At 58.3% G+C, this 18,926-nt stretch carries 16 protein-coding genes; 9 read left to right on the forward strand and 7 right to left on the reverse strand.

The window, feature by feature from the left end:
- Positions 1–41 precede the first annotated feature (41 nt).
- Positions 42–1,286: a S1C family serine protease gene (locus SE16_RS07750; protein WP_054491932.1), complete on the forward strand. Its 1,245-nt coding sequence runs from the start codon at positions 42–44 to the stop codon at positions 1,284–1,286.
- Positions 1,287–1,354: 68 nt separating this feature from the next.
- On the opposite strand, the gene SE16_RS07755 is transcribed toward SE16_RS07750, so the two are convergent.
- Genes SE16_RS07755 through SE16_RS07775 form a run of 5 tightly spaced genes read right to left on the reverse strand, consistent with a single transcriptional unit; the run spans position 1,355 to position 7,115 of the window.
- On the reverse strand, positions 1,355–2,695 hold the full coding sequence (locus SE16_RS07755) for a TIGR03111 family XrtG-associated glycosyltransferase (RefSeq protein WP_054491931.1): 1,341 nt from the start codon (positions 2,693–2,695) through the stop codon (positions 1,355–1,357).
- On the reverse strand, positions 2,692–3,318 hold the full coding sequence (locus tag SE16_RS07760; protein WP_054491930.1) for an exosortase/archaeosortase family protein: 627 nt from the start codon (positions 3,316–3,318) through the stop codon (positions 2,692–2,694). The genes SE16_RS07755 and SE16_RS07760 overlap by 4 nt, the downstream gene beginning before the upstream one ends.
- Positions 3,315–3,983, reverse strand: a complete 669-nt coding sequence (locus tag SE16_RS07765) for a hypothetical protein (RefSeq protein WP_054491929.1) — start codon at positions 3,981–3,983, stop codon at positions 3,315–3,317. Before SE16_RS07765 ends, SE16_RS07760 begins: the two co-directional genes overlap by 4 nt.
- Positions 3,984–3,991: 8 nt before the next feature.
- Positions 3,992–6,550: a 6-pyruvoyl-tetrahydropterin synthase-related protein gene (locus tag SE16_RS07770; RefSeq protein ID WP_054491928.1), complete on the reverse strand. Its 2,559-nt coding sequence runs from the start codon at positions 6,548–6,550 to the stop codon at positions 3,992–3,994.
- A complete protein-coding gene (locus SE16_RS07775) occupies positions 6,522–7,115 on the reverse strand; it encodes a 6-carboxytetrahydropterin synthase (RefSeq protein ID WP_161804522.1) in 594 nt (197 codons plus the stop codon). Before SE16_RS07775 ends, SE16_RS07770 begins: the two co-directional genes overlap by 29 nt.
- Before the next feature lie 385 nt (positions 7,116–7,500).
- Between SE16_RS07775 and SE16_RS07780 the strand changes: the two genes are divergently transcribed.
- From SE16_RS07780 to SE16_RS07795, 4 genes are all read left to right on the forward strand, one after another.
- The gene (locus SE16_RS07780; RefSeq protein ID WP_054491926.1) at positions 7,501–8,742 is read left to right on the forward strand and encodes a class I SAM-dependent RNA methyltransferase; all 1,242 of its coding nucleotides are present in this window, start codon (positions 7,501–7,503) and stop codon (positions 8,740–8,742) included.
- A gap of 7 nt (positions 8,743–8,749) precedes the next feature.
- Positions 8,750–9,463: a hypothetical protein gene (locus tag SE16_RS16750; protein ID WP_054491925.1), complete on the forward strand. Its 714-nt coding sequence runs from the start codon at positions 8,750–8,752 to the stop codon at positions 9,461–9,463.
- Between the two features lie 288 nt (positions 9,464–9,751).
- A complete protein-coding gene (locus tag SE16_RS07790) occupies positions 9,752–9,979 on the forward strand; it encodes a cold-shock protein (RefSeq protein ID WP_054491924.1) in 228 nt (75 codons plus the stop codon).
- Between the two features lie 226 nt (positions 9,980–10,205).
- Positions 10,206–11,873: a ribonuclease J gene (locus SE16_RS07795; RefSeq protein ID WP_054491923.1), complete on the forward strand. Its 1,668-nt coding sequence runs from the start codon at positions 10,206–10,208 to the stop codon at positions 11,871–11,873.
- A 64-nt stretch (positions 11,874–11,937) separates the two neighbouring features.
- Here SE16_RS07795 and SE16_RS07800 read toward each other — a convergent pair whose 3' ends face one another.
- Positions 11,938–13,530, reverse strand: coding sequence for a DUF5666 domain-containing protein (locus SE16_RS07800; protein WP_054491922.1), 1,593 nt, complete (start codon positions 13,528–13,530; stop codon positions 11,938–11,940).
- 68 nt (positions 13,531–13,598) lie between these two features.
- On the reverse strand, positions 13,599–15,158 hold the full coding sequence (locus tag SE16_RS07805) for a hypothetical protein (protein ID WP_060687434.1): 1,560 nt from the start codon (positions 15,156–15,158) through the stop codon (positions 13,599–13,601).
- 230 nt (positions 15,159–15,388) lie between these two features.
- Here SE16_RS07805 and SE16_RS07810 point away from each other — a divergent pair, with 230 nt between their 5' ends.
- From SE16_RS07810 to SE16_RS07825, 4 genes are read left to right on the forward strand one after another with little or no spacing between them, the layout of a single operon-like run.
- Positions 15,389–15,772, forward strand: a complete 384-nt coding sequence (locus SE16_RS07810) for a FixH family protein (protein ID WP_054493957.1) — start codon at positions 15,389–15,391, stop codon at positions 15,770–15,772.
- Positions 15,762–17,177 (forward strand): FesM, encoded by a 1,416-nt coding sequence (locus SE16_RS07815; protein ID WP_054493958.1) that lies wholly within the window; start codon positions 15,762–15,764, stop codon positions 17,175–17,177. The genes SE16_RS07810 and SE16_RS07815 overlap by 11 nt, the downstream gene beginning before the upstream one ends.
- Positions 17,174–17,713 (forward strand): hypothetical protein, encoded by a 540-nt coding sequence (locus SE16_RS07820; protein ID WP_054493959.1) that lies wholly within the window; start codon positions 17,174–17,176, stop codon positions 17,711–17,713. Before SE16_RS07815 ends, SE16_RS07820 begins: the two co-directional genes overlap by 4 nt.
- Positions 17,710–18,900: an ArnT family glycosyltransferase gene (locus tag SE16_RS07825; protein WP_054493960.1), complete on the forward strand. Its 1,191-nt coding sequence runs from the start codon at positions 17,710–17,712 to the stop codon at positions 18,898–18,900. Before SE16_RS07820 ends, SE16_RS07825 begins: the two co-directional genes overlap by 4 nt.
- The last annotated feature ends 26 nt before the right edge of the window (positions 18,901–18,926 follow it).

Genomic DNA, 18,926 nt, shown 5'->3' on the forward strand with positions numbered 1-18,926 from the left:
ATGCAACGCCAACAAATTGACCATCATGAGGAGTAGGGACGATGAGCCGAAACAGTCGCGCACTCATCACAGCCTTTTTGAGCATCATTCTGGTTTCTATTTTGTGCCTCTGCATCATGGTTGCGGGTATCTTTTTCTGGGAACAGAGCGGTGGCTCGCAAGCCTTTATGGATTCTTTTACAGAAACACAAGAAGAAACACCTGCCATAACGGCGCCTGAACAAGAAGAAGCACAACCCCCAAGCGAAGAACCCGCTGCGCCCACCGACCTGGCCGCATTGACGGATGAACAAATCGTCGCGGCGCAAAGTCGGGTCATTCGGCGCGTCTATGAACGGGTTGCGCCCAGCGTGGTGAACATCGTCGTCACAAGCGATTCGCTTTTGGGCGGCGGCGAAGGCAGCGGCTTCGTGATTGACAAAGAGGGGCACATCGTCACCAACAACCACGTTGTCGCCGACGCAAACGAGATTATCGTCAAATTCTCGGAAGAAACGGAAGTCAAAGCCTCGTTGGTCGGGACAGCGCCGGACGTTGACCTGGCGGTCATCAAAGTTGAGGTTGACCCCTCTATTCTGGTGCCCGTTGAAATGGGGAGCATGAACGACCTTGCTGTGGGGGATTTGGTCATTGCGATCGGCAACCCCTTCGGGTTTGAACGCACAGTGACAACCGGCATTGTGAGCGCCCTGGGGCGCACCATTCCCCGCGCCACGGGGCAATTCTCCTTGCCCAACCTCATCCAGACCGACGCCGCCATCAACCCCGGCAACTCTGGTGGTCCCTTGCTGGACATTCATGGCCGCGTTGTCGGTGTGAATACCCTCATCTTCTCCCAAACCCCAGGCGCCAATTCGGGGGTCGGGTTTGCCATTCCCATTGATACGGTAAAGCGCGTCGTGCCGGACCTCATCGAGACGGGGCAATTCCAGTATCCGTACATTGGCATTCAGGCGCTGACGCTGACGCCCACGCTCGCCGAGGCGTTGGGCACCAGTGTGCAACATGGCGTTCTGGTACAAGAAGTGATTCCCGATTCACCCGCTGAAAAAGCCGGCTTGCGCGGTGGCGACGAAGAAGTCGAGATTCCAGGGTTCGGGCTTGTTCGTAAAGGTGGCGATATCATTATCGGGGTTGACGATGTGCAAGTGGAATCTTTCGACGACTTGATCAACTACCTGGACACGAAGCGCGTCGGCGACACCATCCGCTTGCGAATCGTGCGCAACGGCGAAGAGCAAGAACTGGACCTGACGCTTGGTCCGCGCCCGCAATCGTTGCCGTAAACCATACACACGCTTCACACAAAACCCCCGCCACACCAGGGCGGGGGTTTTTCTCTTCCACAAACCGCCTATTTGAGCGACGCCAGCAAAGCGGCATACGCTTGCGTTGCACGCCGTTGCACATCGGCAACACCGGCGCGCACTTGCTGCATGGGGTCGCTCACGCGCCACGTTCCCGGTTCCGCCATCGCATGCAAGAACCCACTCAATCGGAACCAATACACCAGCATGCGGTATGCCGGCAGCAAAAAGAGTACCCACCAGGCTGCACGTGCCCGCCGCCAGGCAAAAGGTGGCGCGCTGGAGAGCGCCACCGCCACCCACAGCAGGTCAATACCGAGATAGAAGAAATACAACACGATAAACGTCGTCACAATCAGCGAAAGCGAATACCCAAAAAACACCAGCACAGGCAACAAAAACGTCCAGACGGCGCGCGGAAATGAAAGCGTGTGGTCAATCAGGAGCACACGGCGCGGGTTGAACCCCCAAAACGCCCACCAGGGGCGCTTGAGCAAATGGCGGTGGCGGGCGCTCACCTCAACCTGTCCACGTTGCCAGCGCACACGTTGCGCATAGAGCGCGCTCAGTGATTCAATGGAATGGACGTAAGCAATCGCCGTGGAAATCGCGCCGACACGCTTATCGCGAAAACGTTCGTAGAATTCAAATGTCAGGTCGGTGTCCTCGGTGACGGTGAGTTGGGAGTACAGGAACGTTTCCAGCAGGGCTTCGCGCCGAAAGATGGAGAACGCCCCCGAAAGCGTGTAGAGATTGTTCAACAACGTCTGATGCTCACGCCCCACGTGGAACGCTGTGAGATACTCAAAAAACTCGCATTCGGCCAACACGCGCCGCGCCAACGAGGCATCCGGTGGCGGCGGCAACACTTGGATAGAACCGGTGGCGGCCACCATATCCGGCTCCACTTCAAAGACTTCCACGACTTTGCGCACAGCGTCGGGCGCGAGCACCACATCGCTATCTACGTTGAAAATGTATTGCCCACGCGCGAGATGAATACCTGCATTGAGCGCCCACGCTTTGCCTTTGTTGAGAATGGTGTGCCAGCGCATGTGCAAGGGCAATTCGGCTTGCAAACGGGCAAACACACCAAACGAGTTATCCGTCGTACCGTTGCTGATACAAAGAATTTCCATCCGGTCGAGTGGGTAGTCTTGCGCAGCAATGGAACGCAGGCAAGGCTCCAATGTCTCTTCACTGTTGTACACAGGGATGACAATCGAAATGAAAGGGTAATACGTCAGCGGGCGATACAAACGCCGCCGACGGTAGCGCATTGCCAACACGCCCACCACGTTGGCAATCGCGGTAGTCAAGTCAACCAGTATGGGGACGAGCAGCCACACCCCCCAAAAGATGATGAAACGCCATACCTGCTCACTCATGACGTCCGCCTCATCTGCAAGGCTTCCTGCTGACGTTGATACACATCGTCAATGCTCACGCGCGTAATCAACCACCAGAAAATGGCGACAATGCAGGCGAAGAAAACCAGTTTGCCCAGATACGTATGCGCAAGCACCAGCCAGGATTTCCCCATGTAGTGCAAAATCACCACGATGAGCAGCACGCGCACAATGTTGGCCGCCCATGTCGCCACAAGCCCAAGCGTCAGATACCATGTGCGGCGCGGTAATGACCAACCGGGGTAGAAGACGAGCAGGCTCGCCAGCACCGACAATTCCAACAAGCCCGAAGATTCCACCCCAATGCGCAACATTGTCCACCCCACATCCTGCTCAATCACCAGTACCAGCAAAACCCCCGGCGCGCCGCGAAAAATGCGTGTCGGGATACCAATGCTCTCACACAAAACGTGCACCGTCCACGCGACCGAATGCGCCAAGGTCATTTCCAGCCCCAGGAATGGACCCGCCAAGAGAATCAACCCATAGGCAAGCCCCACCGTCGCGATGATGTAATACGGCAACCAAATGCGGTACGCGCGCAAAAAGAGCACCAGCGCGCCCCACGCGCCCACCCCAAGCACAAACCAGACCAGGCTCATGACAGCCGCCTCCGTTGCCGAGCGAGCAACAACGCCCCACTCAATGCCACAACACCAATCAAGGGCCACCCTAACGCATTTGCCGGGCTCCACTGCACTTCCTGTGTCGTATCTTCAATACGGTCGGGGTGTTGGTTGTGTGTTGTGGCGGCAAACATGAGCATGGTTTGTCCGGGAATAATACCCAAGACATCAAACGGCACACCCCACTCAACACGCAAGCCCCCTTCTTGACGGCTTTCGCCCCAGTCGGCGTTGTGTGCAATCTGCGCGATAAAGCCTCCCGTGCCGTCGTACACTTCAACATCCACTTGCGAACCTTGGTTCTTGGGCTGGTAACGCACAAAAATACGGCGGTCGCCGGGTTCGCCGTAATTGCCGTTGTTGTTCGTATCAAGAAAGAGCGAAATTTCCAATTTTGTGTTATCACTTGCCCACCGCTCTAACATGAAGTAGAGCGTTTCCTCATTCGGGTTGGTATCGAAATAGAGCCGACGAATGTCGTTTTCTTTATCGGCATCGCCAGGTGGGTCTTCAACGTAAGGGTGTCCGTCCCATTCCCCCATGTTGCTATCCAACACAATGGGGCCATTCGCCAGCACCGGGCGTGCAAGCGTCATCATCAGCACGAGTACAACCAGAACAACCTTTCCTATTCGCCACATACATTACCTCACGAAGAAACCTGCACACCTTCCGGCATGGGATACCACGTTGGCCAAAGTGGGCGCTCCGCCGGTGTACGCCGCACATACCAGAGCAACACGAATAAGAAGACCACCCCCGCCAGACTGACAAGCCGCCCGACCGTGTAAATCGGCGGCGGCTGGAACCGCAGCGCCACCTGGTGCGTCCCAGCCGGGGCATCCATCACCAGCAAGCGTTCATAGGATTGATACGCAGAGGGAGCATCATCCAGGGTGAGCGCCCAGCGGTCATGGGCGGCAATGGGCACAAAGAGCGTTTGCGGCGTTTCCAAAGTGTAGGTGAAGCGATACCCAAACGTGCCAGCCTTGTATGCCTGCAACGGCACGGGGTGCACCACCGGGAGCGCGTGCGCCGTCAAACCAGTCGCTTCTTCCAGCAGATGAATAGCGTCCACATCGCCGCGCGCCAGGGTGTAGAAAAAGAGGTTGTACCCCACAAACCAGACACGCCCGCCGTCAACATCTTTGTAGCCGACCAGCGTGGCTTTTTCTCCAATGTAGGACGTTGTCGCCACATCACCACTCAGCCCCTGGGGCGTGTGCGTGTACCACAAAATGGATTTTTCGCCGTCATGCGTTCCAAAAGGCGAGAGCGTCATCGTCTCGCCAGTCGCCAGATTGACAGGCACGGGACGTTCGTCCAGCACCACCGGTTCCCCCCACACATCCAAAAAATGCGGAATGCTCGCCATCGGGTCCGGGGGTGTACCCGTCAAGTCAATCACCACACGCACACCCGCCCGCGCCACATCACGCACCAGCGCTTCGGCACGCTGCTTGTCATGCCACTGAAACCCCGACAACACCAGTAGCGGATACCGCGTCAACTCATCCAGCGTGTAGTCATCGAGATAAGGCGATGTGCCCATCACAATTGAAGGGAAAATGTAAGCCGCATTTTGCGCGCCGCGCCCAATCCCCAACCCCTGCCACTCCACAACGAACGCACGGGGTTCCCCATCACGGTGATAGAGGGCAATCTCTTCACCATCGTACAAACGCTGAAACCCATGCCCCTGAAGCCCGCGCATCACATCGTTCACTGTCGGCAGGCGCTTCAAGACCACGACATCATCCACACCATACACATCCAGGCGAGACAAAACGTAGGGGATAAACCCGGTTTGCAACGCCTCATTGAGCGCGGCAACCGTGCGAGCCGTTGTTGCGCCCTGATACGCCCAGCCAAACACCTGCTCCCGCCCTTGCACAGCAAACCAATAGGACGTTTTCGAGCCAAGCGCACTATGATCCAGCGTGGCGACGCGCCAGCCGGGCGTTTGCGCCAGGTTGGATACAACGGCTTCGAGATCGGGAGAAAGTGGACGCATGAAAACCAAACGCCGCCCCAGCATGAACTCGGCGCACACCAGCAACAAAAGCACCACTGGTACGACGCGCCAGCGCCCACGCCAGGGCACATCGCGCAGATACCAAAGTACGCCGAAGAGCACAAATGTGCTGGCAATCCCCAAAAAACGCGCCGGCCAGAGCAGGCTGTGCATGGGTAAAGCGTTGTAAAACGTGTTCACGCGTGGCGTTGAAAGCAGAATGCCCACAAAACCGACGCTCACCAACGCCAACGCCGCCGGAGACTGCCGACGTCGCCAGAGCAGCAGCATGAGCGCACCCATCAACAGGAACGCGCCCACTGTCATCGTTTCAATGTCCGACAAACGCACCCTTGGATCGAAGTAGTGCGCAATCGGCACAACCGCCAAGGCTTCGGTCATGGCGGTGGTGTCAATATCGGTAATGCCACCCGTCAAACTGGGGAACAACCACCAGCCGCTCAGCATGATACCAATCACCAATGCGGCAATCACGCGCAAAGCGCGGCGCATTCCGCCGGAGAACGCCATCACCCATGCCAGGCTGAGCAACGCCAGCATTGCCGCATAAATCGCCGCCATCATGGCATGGCTCAGCACGGTGAGCGCCATGCCAACGGCGATGATGAACAGATGTCGAGCGCGCCCATCCGGTTCCAGCGCACGCAACACGGCAAAGAGCAGCCAGGGCAACAAAGCAATTGCCACCACCCGCGGGACGTTTCCATCAGCAAACGCGACACGCACATTGTCGGGCAATATCAAGTACAATGCGCCCCCCACAAGCGCCCACCCCATGCCCAGCCAGCGCCGATAGAGCAACCAGCCACACGCGCCCACAAGCAGCGCACCAACCATGAGCCAGTTGGTTGCGACAAGCATATTGGGCGCAACCTGCGCCAGAGCAGCGATGAGGTAATACGCCGCCGGGGGATAGTAGCGCAGCATTTGCAACCCCATGTACCAGCCCGGAAACAAGTCGGGGTACCAGACACCCTGCGCCACACTTTCGGCGAGATAGGTGGCTTTGAGAACATGCCCCAACGTGTCCGGCGCCCAGGGATACGTCCCGGCAGGTGCGAACAGCACTGGTGCATAAAACCAAAGCGCCCCAGCCAGAAGCCCCAAGGCGCCCCCCAGCCACCAGCCTATGGGTTTGAAGGCTTCAACTTGCCTGTTGCGCACGGTGTTCATCATCGTCTCCATGCTGCAACGCTTTCAAACTCGCCGCCTGCTGGGCACGCATCAGCGCATAGAACCGTTTGCGCGTATCCGGTCGTCGCAATGCGCGCGAGGCTTCTTCTTGTTGAAAGCGCTCCTGCTCCACCGGTTCGAGCCGAAACGCGACAGACTCCGTCGGGGATTCCCACACCGTCACCCCGACCAACTCAACCGGCAAATCGGCGAGCAAGCGTTCCAACTGCTGAAAAAGTACAGCCGCCAGGTTTTCCGTTGTGGGTTGTAATCGCTGAAAAGGCGGCAAATCGTTCAACAACTGGTTGTTATACGCCGAGACCACCTGGTTCATCCGCTCACGAATAGCCGTATACCCCACAACAACGTGCGAGTCTTGTTCTAATTGCCGACTGCGACAGCGCACTTGCAACCGATACGAATGCGTATGTACCTCGCCCGGTACGCCATTCATCACGACAAAGTGGCGCGCATTGAAGAACATATCGAGCGTGATTTCATAAACAAAGCCTTCGGGGGCCTTCAAAATACGCTCGATGTCAACGTCCCAAAACCCTTCAGGCAATGATGTTTCTTCAATTTTCTTTTCGTTATTCCTGGAAAAAAACGCCATTTGCACACACCTGTTTTTTGAAAAAACACCCCAATGTAATAAAGCCTGGAACACTGTCCAGGCGCATCATACATGTTTTAGATGAATCTTGTTTGTAAATGCGAATACCGTTTTTTGAAAAAACCTCAAACAAAAGGCCCGCTTCCGGAAGCACATTCTAACCAAAAGCCCCGTTTCTCCAATAGGACTTTACGGCTACAATCGGCATTTCAACAAAATGTCGTCTCACACCTTCGTGCTCCCCTTCAACACATACGGCGCGGCAACATCGTCATTTTGGCAATGTGTGATACAATATCGGTTGCTCTGCAATCCAATCTGAACAGCAGGAAGTTTTATGACAACCTATGACATCACATTTGAACGCATGGTTCACGGCGGCGAAGCCTTGGGACGGCTTGACGATGGGCGCGTGGTCTTCGTGCCCTACGTGTTGCCGGGCGAACGCGCTATCGTGCGCCTTACAGAAACCCACAAACGATGGGCGCGCGGCGTGGTGGTAGAACGCCTGACCAACGCACCTGAGCGGGTCGAACCACGGTGCCCCCATTTTGGTCCTAGCGCATGTGGGGGCTGCCACTGGCAACACGCCAACTACGCCGCCCAACTCGCGTACAAAACCGACATCGTGCGCGACCAAATTGCGCGCATTGGTAAACAAAACCCCGAAGTTGTGCGCCCATGCATTGGCATGGAAACCCCCTGGCACTATCGGAATCATGTTCAATTGCATATCAGCGAAGATGGGCGCTTGGGCTACATCCGCGCCGACCAAAACGGTGTCGAACCCATTGACGCTTGCTTGATTATGAACCACCGCGTAGCCGAACTGTTCGAGCAACTCGAAATCAGTTTCCCCAGCCTGCAACGGGTTGCCCTGCGCGGAAGCGACCGCACCGGCGACGGCATGGTCATTCTGGAAACCCTGGAAGATGAACCGCCGGAAATCGAAGTGGATTTGCCCGTATCGGTGGTGATGGTCCTCTCCGATGGAACCCCGGTGACACTCGTCGGCTCGCCGTACCTGGAAGAAGAAGTCGCCGGACGGCGCTGGCGCATTTCCGCCAACAGTTTCTTCCAAACCAACACTGAAATGGCTGAAAAACTTGTGTACCTTGTGCGCGAATTTGCCCAACCACTGCTCGGCATCGAAACAGTGGTGGATGTGTACGGCGGCGTTGGGCTTCTGGGCATCAGCCTCGCCCCCGAAGTGCAGCATGTCATCATCGTCGAATCCAACCCCGACGCCATCCATGACGCCCACCACAACGGCGCCGACCTGGGCAATGTTTCCCCGTTTGTTGAAGATGCGGCGGTCGCGCTCAGCAACTGGGAAGCCCCGCGCCCGCATCTCGTTATCGTGGACCCACCGCGCGCCGGCATCGAACGCGAAGCATTGGAAGCCCTGGCACGCCTGCGCCCACCGCGGCTCATCTATGTCTCCTGCGACCCCGCCACTTTGGCGCGCGATATCCGTTTCTTGTGCGAGCAGGGCTACCATCTCGATGTTGTCCAACCGCTTGACATGTTCCCGCACACCTACCATGTCGAAAACGTCGCCCGATTGAGCCTGGAGTAGCGCGCGTATGCTCATCCACCTTGATGACATTTCCCCCGTGTGGCAGGTTGACGATGTGGTGCGTGCCCGCCAAGGCGTCGCCGACCCCGACCTGGATGTTGATGTGAGCGGCTGGCAAGGGCGCATCATCGAAGTGCTGCCCGAAGAACGCCTGGCGTGCGTGGCGTGGGATAGCCACACCCTGCGCAACATGCCCGCGCGCATGATCGAAGAATGCGAAGAAAACGGCATGGACTGGCGCACCATGTACCTGGCGTTTGAAGACCTGGAACGCGCCGAGCCGCGCGACACCGAAGCCGACGTCGCCGCCACCATTGCTGAACTCGAACGCCGCCACGCATGGGCGTACCTTGGCGAACAAGGGAAACGCATTCGGCGCATTCTCAAAGGCATTGACCCCACCGACATAGAAGCCGCCTTACGCGCCTGGCAACGCTTTTTCAAACAGCGCCTGCGTCTCCCGTTGAATGTGGTTGTGTTTGAACCACCCCCGCCTGAAAGCGGCCTTGCGCTGGATGACCGTGTAAAACTGCGTGCCATTCGCGGCGCAACACCCGACGAAGGCTTGCTCGCTGAGGTCGAAAAACGGCGCCAAGAGCGCGTCCAAGTGCCGCTGTTCATCCTGCAAGCCGCCAAGGAATCCTCAAAACCGGCGCAATGGCTGGACGATTACAGCACCTGGTGGCACAACCGGCATCGTTTTGTGGTTGAATTTGATTAGTTATGCTAATTGTTTACAAAAATTACTTGACGTAGGCCGCCAAATCTTGTACAATATGCAAAGAGTAATGCGCTTTCAGATGTGCGATTCTTTCATGGGGTGTGGGTGGTGGCATGAAAGCGTCGCACCAGGCAATAGCGTGTTGCTCGGAGGCACTTTGACGTATTCAAGAACCAACCGTAAGGTCGTGAGGCGTTCGACGAAGCATCAAAGCGCGCGAGCCAAGCCTCGGCGCTTTTTTGCTATACGGCGCCGACGCGGCCGCCAGTCATCAAGAGGGGGCTCAGGATGGCAGAAGTTCAAGTCGGAACGGTCAAGTGGTTCAACAACGCCAAGGGCTACGGCTTCATTCAGCGTGACGAGGGGCCGGACGTGTTTGTGCATCACACAGACATTCAAATGGAAGGCTACCGCACACTGCAAGAAGGGCAACAAGTCGAATTTGAGCTTGTTGACGCCGAAAAGGGCCCACGCGCGCAAAACGTGCGCCCCTTGGCGACCCCACAGACTGTGTAGGTTGTACCGGTTCTCATTCACCAAGCCGTTATCCCGCTCGCATGAGCCCACCACCCACCGGCTTTTGCCATTCGCACATATGCGGTATGATGTTCGATGCCTCGTGCACACGGGGCATTTTTTATGATGATTGATTGGGCGCGATGGAGAGTGCAATTTCTTGAAATTGGATTCTCCATCGAGAACAATCACTCGAAGTCTTTTCAATACCAATGAAGGAGTTTCTATGGCAGGACGTAAACTGAAAATTATTCCGCTTGGCGGCCTGGGCGAGATTGGCCGCAATATGACACTGCTTGAGTACGGGAACAACATTCTCGTAGTTGATGTGGGGGTCAAATTCCCCACCGCCGAACAGTATGGCATTGACCTTGTCATTCCCGACTGGCACTATTTGCGCGAACGCCGCCAGCATGTGCGCGGCATTGTGCTCACCCACGGGCATGAAGACCACATTGGGGCGCTGCCCTTCCTTCTGCGCGATGGGTTTCACGATGTCCCCATCTACGCCACGCGGCTCACCCGCGGGCTGGTGGAAGGCAAGTTGGAGCAATACGGCTTGCTCGAAGGCGTGACCATTCACACCATCCGCCCAAGCGAGCGCTTCCATGTAGGGCCGTTTGAAATCGAACCTGTGCATGTCGCGCATAGTATTCCCGATGCGGTGGCGCTGGCCATTCGCTCACCTGCCGGGTTGGTCGTCGTCACCGGCGACTACAAGTTCGACCACACGCCGCCGATTGGCAACCCCACCGACGTGGCGACATTGGGACGTTTGGGCGCAGAAGGTGTGCTGGCACTGCTTGGTGACAGCACCAACGCCGAAGTGGAAGGCACAACACCGTCGGAACGGGTTGTGGAAGAAACGATTAGCCGCATTTTCAGCGAGGTTGAAGGGCGGATTATCGTCGCCACTTTTGCCAGTTCGCTGGCACGCATCAACCAGATTTTGCACACAGCGGCGGAGCACGGGCGCAAAGTGGCCGTCACGGGGCGCAGCATGGTGCAGAACGTGGACATTGCGCTCAAGTTGGGGTATCTGCAAGCGCCCGAAGGGTTGATTGTGCCCATTGAAGAAGCCTTGCAATTGCCGCCCAAGCGCATTTGTTTGTTGACCACGGGGTCGCAGGGTGAACCGGCGGCGGGGTTGGCGCGGCTGGCGAACGGTTCGCACCGTCAAATCCAAATCATGCCGGGCGATACCGTGATTGTGAGCGCCCACCCCATTCCCGGCAACGAGGAAGCCGTTTCGCGCGTGATTGATAACCTGTACCGCTTGGGCGCCGATGTGATTTACGGGCGCATGGCGCGCGTCCACGTCAGTGGCCACGGCGCCCGCGATGAGTTGCGGTTGATGCTCAACCTGCTGCGCCCGAAGTATGTCATTCCGGTTCACGGGCAATACCGCATGCAAGTGCAGCATGCCCGGCTTGCGGAGCAGATGGGCATTCCACGTGAAAACATTTTCGTGCTTCAAAATGGGCAACCGCTGCTCATCAATGAAAAAGGCGCTGAATTGGGCGAGCCGCTCCCCATGAAAGAGGTGTACGTGGACGGCAACCGCGTGGGTGAAATTGGCGAAGTGGTCCTGCGCGACCGCGAAATGCTGGCGCGTGATGGGTTCTTCATCACTGTGCTGACGCTCGACCGTCAAACCGGCGAACTGATCGGCAATCCGCAGTTGTTGTCGCGGGGTTTTGTCTACTTGCGCGAGAGTGAAGAGCTTTTGAACACCATTAGTGAGCGGATTCGCCAGGTGGTAAACAACAGCCAAAATGGGCATCGCACCGACATTAGCGCCCTGGAAACGCGGTTGCGCTCAACCGTATCACGGTATCTGTATGAAGCCACCGGCTGCCGTCCATTCGTGATGGCGGTGATCAACACGGTGTAAGGTTTTCGCCGACAACCAAAAAGGCGCGGACATGGTGTCCGCGCCTTTTTTTATGGGCGTGTGATTAGTCGTCATCACGGCCGTGGTCGTCGTCATCGTCGTCGTTGTTATTGCCACCGTGGTCATCGTCATCGTCGTCATCATCGTTGTCGTTGCCACCATGGTCATCATCATCATCATCGCCGTTGTCGTTATGGTCGCCGCCGCGATCGTCATCGTTGCCATTGTGGTCGCCGCCGCCAGGACCGGAGTTGTTGGCGTTGTGATCGCCTTGGTTCGGGCCAGGATTGCCGCCGTTGTCGTTTTCGTCGTCGTCATCATCACCGCGGTTGTCATTGCCTTCATCGTCATCGTCATCATCATCGTTGGCGTTGGCGTGGTCTTCGTTGTCATTGTCATCATCGTCATCGTTAGCGTTGTTCTCATTCACATTGGCATTATCGTCATCATCGGCGTCATCATCACGCACCACCTTGATTTCGCGCGCCACCAGTGTCCCATCCGCCATGACCAACACTTCCACCTTCACCATCGCCCCAACTTCGAGTTGTCCCTTCACCTCCGTTTGTGGTGTCAGCAGGAGCGTCTGGCCAGCGACAACGATAGTGTTTTCACCCAGAGCCTCTACCGGCGCTTCGATTTTCATCTTGTCGCGCACTTCGTTCTCGTTGCGGTTGTCGTCTTCATCGTCATCATCTTCGTCGTCATCGTGCGCCGGCTCGATTTCGCGCACCACCAATGTGCCGTCATCCATCACCCAGACATGTACCTTCACCAGCATGCCCACTTCCAGCTGCCCCTTCACCTCGCTTTGGGGCGTCAACAGGAGCGTGTGCCCGGCCACCGTCACCGACAGTTCGTCCATCACTTCAAGCGGCGCCACAATTTCCATCTCGCCTACGACACCACCAACCATCTCGTTCTCGTTGGTGTTGCCATTCGCATCTTCGTTGGCGTTCTCGTTGCCATTGGCGTCATCGTCATCATGCGCTGGCTCGATTTCGCGCACCACCAACGTGCCGTCATCCATCACCCAGACATGCACCTTCACCAGCATGCCCACTTCCAGCTGCCCCTTCACTTCGCTTTGCGGTGTAAGCAGCAACGTCCAGCCGGCGACCGTCACACTGCCCTCGTCCAGCGCTTCTACCAACGCCACAATCTCAATTTCGCCGGTAACACCTTCGGGTGTCTCGTTGGCGTTTTCGTCCTCGTTTTCATTCTCATTCTCGTTGGCTTCGTTCTCGTTCTCGTTGGCGTTCTCATTCGCATTGCCATTGTCGTTCGCATTCTCATTGCCGTTGGCGTTGTCATCGCCCGCGCCCTCATCGGCGGGTTCAATTTCACGCGCAACAAGCGTACCGTCATCCGCCAGGAAAACGTGCACTTTCACCATGGTGCCAACGTCAATTTGCCCCTTGATTTCGGTGGCGTCGGTCAGGTGCACAGTCTGCCCCGCAACAACAATCGTGCTATCGCCCATGGCTTCAATAGGGGCAACAATTTCAACCTCGCCATTCGCATCGAATGAGATGTTTTGCACCTGCGCCAATTCATCCACCGTTGTGCCCAGGGTTTGGGCATCACCGCAGCCGGTTGCCAGCACCATAGCCAGCACACTCACGAATAAGATCGTCAATGTTCGCACAAATTTCATCGTTTATCCTCCTCATGTTCTTTTGATGAAATGTCTTTTCGACAGAGGCACTTGAAACACGTATGGCTTCATGGAAAGGTTACGGCGAAAATCACAGCAAAATCATCACGATACACCTCCTTCAAATATGGGTCGTCAGCCGCTACGCGCAGAAAAGCGGCATGACGGTGGTCGGTGAACACATACTCAGCACCAAAGAATGTGCGAATAACCAAGCCAGGTGTCTCATTGCGTCCTTCGGTGATATCAACCCAAACTTTGTAGAGCCCAGGGTTGGCGCGTTCTAGAAACACGGGGTCAAGTCCCACGAGATAGGTGTTGTGGTGGTTGTAGAAAAAGAGGCGTGGGAAATCGTCCCAATCCGTCTGGAAGACGCGACTCTGCGGCGGTGTGTTTTTCGCCAACCACGTCGCCGCCGCCTGATAACGTTCAGAAGGCGCGGAGCGCTGCACAGCGGCCTGGGCGCGCGGCAATGTGTAGAAACCACCCGCCACCAACCCCGCCAGCAACAACGCCACGCTCAGCATGTTGGAACGCCGCGAGGCCGTTTTCCTCAGCAAAGGCCCCAGATGATACGCGGCAAAGAGCAGGACAAACGGGGGCGCGTATTCAACGAACCGCCGCGATTGCAACACCATCATGCCAAACAGCAGGACACAAAGCGTGAAAAAGAGGCTCTCGGTGCGTTGACGCACGCCAAACGCCACCTGCGCCAGCCAGCCCAGCGCCAGCAACACCATCGCCGGCGCCATGTTGCGAACCAGTTGGTCGGTCTTGTAGGGATACCATTCATTCCCGACGGCGATTTCCGTCGGTGTGCTCAGTTTGGGGGCAATGTGGTGTACAAGAAAGAGCACGTTCTGCGGGAAATAGGGATTGATGACCAATCCCGCCGCAATACCCAGCAGGCTATACGCCAAAGGACGCCACTCAAAGCGTCCTTCGGCCAGCAATGTTGCCACGCCATACGCGCCGGTCAGCACAATCAGCAGCGGGAAGGCGTTATACGCCCAGACATACAGGAAGCCCACCAGTGCAAGCCGCCGATAGTGACCATCGAGCAACCACGCAACAGCCACCAACAAGAAGAAGAGTGAAAGCGACTGCGCACGCGGCATACTCATGCGATAGAGAAACGCATCGGAAACGACAAAGAAGCCCAGCGCCCAGAGGGTTGCCCACGGCACCCTGCGCCGCCGCAAAACCCACCAGAGCGCAACGCCGGCCAGCGCCGCCATGAAGACGCTGCCCCACTTCGCCCCCAGCCGCAAATCGCCAAAAGTGAACGGCATGAGCAAGACATGGAAGAGGTAATGATGGTCCACAAACTGGTTAGCGTTGAGCACGGTCAGCGGCAACCAGATGAATGCAGGGCGCAACCCTTCGGTGCGCAAGAGATAAGCCATCTTGATATGGTAGTAACCGTCATTGCCGACGAGGTGAGGCGTGGAAAATTGCAACCACGCCAACCCCACTACAAACAGTAAGAAGACCCCCACCGCCTGCACAACAGTGCGCGCATGGACGCGCTTCTGCGCAAACACCAGCCCCCGCCTTTTCGTGCTCGACGGTTGCACGGTGGGCAACATAGCCCCAACGATTTTCTTGTGGTCGCTCAGTTCACTCATGATTCCCCTCAGCATGCAGGTATTTGGGTGGAGGTCTTCACAAGGGGAGACGAACGGGCAGGAAAAAGGTTACGGTGAATCCAAGAAAACATTCACTATCTGAACGACCTGATCTCTGCATTATCAGCATCACACCTCTGAAAGCATCCAACTTGCCAACCTTCCCCTTTGCACTACAACATTCCCGCTGAACAAAACCAACACTCAAACATGAAGAGAAAGAGTATGCCATGCGCGCACGCTTGCTTATCGTGTTCTGGTTGCTGCTCGGTCTCACAACCGCCTGTGCACGCGGCCAAAATGGCGCGTCTTCACTCATTGCCAACCTGAACATCACCCCCAGCACCGTGGGGGAAAACCATGTGCGTATTGAACTCCTCGACAGCACCAACGCCCACGTCATCGGCGCAGAGGTCAAAATGATTGCCAACATGAACCACGCCGGCATGCAGCCGTCCAGCGCTTCGCTCACCGAAACAGCGCCCGGCATCTACGAAGGCACCATCGAATTGACCATGCCCGGTGAATGGTTCGCCATCCTCGAAATCGCGCGGGAAGACGGGCAAACCGTCGAACTCCAGGTGGCGCTGCCAGAGGTTCGCCGTGGCGAATAAGCCCCCCACGCTTGACCTGCTGACGCTCCCACTGCTGGGGCGATTCTGGCGCTGGCGGCACGCCCGCACCGCCATGCAGATTCCCCTCTTGCTCGTGGCGCTCGTGGTGGTGTGGGATGGGTTCACCGGCTCGCCGCTTGCCCCGCGCAACCTCGCGACCATTCTGCCCTGGCTACATTACCGCGGCTTCGTCATTCTGGCGCTGCTCATCTTTGGCAACGCCTTCTGCATGGCGTGCCCCTTCATGCTGCCGCGGAACGCTCTGCGCCGCTTCATCCAGCCTGCGCGCCATTGGCCTGCCCGCCTGCGCAACAAATGGCTGGCGGCGGCGCTTTTCGCGCTCTTCCTCTTTGTGTATGAACGCTATGACCTGTGGAGCACGCCCTGGTGGACGGCGTGGCTGATTGTGGGCTATTTCATCACCGCGCTGCTGCTCGATGCGCTGTTCGAGGGCGCGCCCTTCTGCAAATACGTCTGCCCTTTGGGACAATTCAACTTCCTGGGCAGTCTCGTCTCACCATTCGAGGTGCGTGTCCGCTCGCAAGACGTATGCGCCGCCTGCACAACCCACGACTGTCTGCGTGGACGCGGCACGCAGCGGGGGTGTGAACTCTGGCTCTTTCAACCGCGCAAAGTGGGCAATCTGGACTGCACCTTCTGCCTCGATTGCGTCCACGCCTGTCCCCATGACAACATTGGCATCCAACCCCGCTTGCCCGCCGCTGAACTCTGGTTCGACGGGGCGCGTTCGGGCGTTGGGCGGCTCTTTCGCCGCGCCGACTTTGCCGCGCTGACAACCATCTTCGTGTTTGGGGCGTTGCTCAACGCCTTCGGCATGGTCAGCCCGGTTTACACGCTGGAAGCCTGGCTCGCCGACCTGCTCCATGTGCAGAGCGAAACGCCCGTGCTAGCCATCATCTTCGGCGCGGCGCTGCTGCTGGAACCGCTCCTTTTGCTCGGCGGCGCGGCGTGGCTGACACGCCATCTGGCGCATGTGCCACACACCCCCGTGCACATCGCCCTGCGCTACGTGTACACACTCGTGCCCTTTGGCGTCGGCATGTGGGCGGCGCACTATGCCTTTCACTTCCTCAGCGGCTTTTGGTCGTTCGTCCCGGTTGTGCAGAGCATCGCCCTTGAATTTGGCATCACCTGGCTGGGGCGTCCACACTGGGAACTCGCGGCGCTGGTGCCGCTCGCGTGGCTCGACCCACTCGAATGGGGGCTTATCGGGCTGGGGGCGTTTGGCTCACTCATTGCCATCACCGAACGGGCGCAACGCGACGCCCCCCACGCCTGGCAACGCGCTGCCCTGCCCTGGGTGGGCGTTTTGCTTGTGTTGACTCTCTCCGCCCTTTGGCTGATGACGCAACCCATGGAAATGCGAGGGACACTGCTCGGATGAACCATCACACACCTTTCACACGCACACTTTGGCTCAGTATCATCGCCCTCGTGGCGAGCGTGCTCTTTGCACGCCCCGCCTGGGCACATAGCGGTGCGCCCATCGTTGTCGTGCGCGACATGCAGTTGGGCGCGTATCTTGTCGAACGCCTGCTCGCCGACCCCGACGTGGGCGGCGGCACCTTTGAAGCCATCATCACGGTTGAAGGCAGCGCGCCCCCCGATGGCACAACCGTGCGCTTTGGCGGCGAACCCCTGGACGGGGCAAGCCCCGCGCTTGTTGCTTCCGCAGAACGCAGCGCCACCGATCCCCGCACGTTCACCGCCACCATTCCCTTCGACCGCGAAGGCGAATGGCGCTTGTTCCTGGAAATAGCGGGACCGGCAGGCGATGAACGCTACGAATGGACCATGCGCGTCACGCCGCCGGGCGGGTTCTCGCTCGTCTCGTTGCTCTGCCTGGTGCCCTTCATCGCCGCCGGGGTGCTCTGGTGGTGGGGAACAAAACGCATGGACGAAACAACCACACACGCATGAGACACCGGGGGCGTGCCGCAGCGTTTGGGTGGTTGCTGGGGGCGGTGGTCTGGCTGCTTCTGCTGCACCCTGCCCCTCTGCATGAAGATGAAGCCATCTACGCCGTCTGGACGCGCGCACTCTTCACCGACCCCCTGCTCACGCAGACCCCCGTGGACAAGCCCCCGCTCTTTTTCTACGCGCAACTTCCCTTCCTGCTCTGGCAGGACAGCCCCCTCGCCGCCCGCCTGCCCAACGCGCTGGCAACAGTGGCGACGGCGCTCATCGTGGCGCGTGCCAGCCGCCGCCCCACCTGGGCGCTTGCCCTCTTCGCCACAACGCCGCTGGTCATCTTCTTTGCCGCCGGGGGGTTCACCGACCCGCTCATGCTTGCGTTCCTGGCGATCGGCTGGCTTGCCTGGCAACGCCATGCCCCCGTAGCGGCGGGGGCGGCATGGGCGGCGGCGCTGCTCACCAAGCCCACCGCGCTCCTGACGCTTCCCTTCTGGCTTTGGCTGGTGAAACAGCGCCCGGCGGACGCACGCCCCGCCCTGCTGACCGCGGGGGGGCTACTCTTGACGGCATGGGCGTGGGACGTCAGCCGTGCCGCGCCGTCGTGGTGGTGGTTGGGGAGAAACGCCTACGGTTCGCTGGGGCGTCCTACCTTCGCAGCAGCCGTTGCCTGGCTGACGCCCGCCCTGCTAGGGGTGGGGGCAACGTGGTGGGCGGTGTTGCCACGCCGCCGGCACCCCCTCACCTGGCTGGTGCTGGCATGGATACCCATGCACATCATGCTGGGCTTTCAACCCTGGGACCGCTATCTGCTCCCGCTTGCGCCGTTGCTGGCATGGCTTGGGGCTGACATCAACACGCGTCGCACGCGCCTGCTCATGCTTGGCGGCAACATTGCGCTGGCGCTGGTGCTTTTGGCGCACCCTACGCCGGGGCTAGCGGGGCGCGATGGGCGTTGGCAGGGCATCGAAACGCTTGCCGCCCGCTTGCCCAACGCCCCCGTCTATCACCGCACGCTGGGGCGTCCGCTGGCGTACTATGCGCCCAATGCTACGCTCATCTGGCTGCCCGACCATGCGTCGCCCCCACCGAACGCATGGTGGGCTGGGCGCGTGGAAGACCCCGAATGCGCCGCGCTCGTCTGGTTTCACCCCCAAAGCCATCTCGCGTTGTGCCGCACACGCAGCACGCAGTAAAAAAGGCGCGGATGTGTTCCGCGCCT

The organism is Ardenticatena maritima, from assembly GCF_001306175.1.
Classification (GTDB): domain Bacteria; phylum Chloroflexota; class Anaerolineae; order Ardenticatenales; family Ardenticatenaceae; genus Ardenticatena; species Ardenticatena maritima.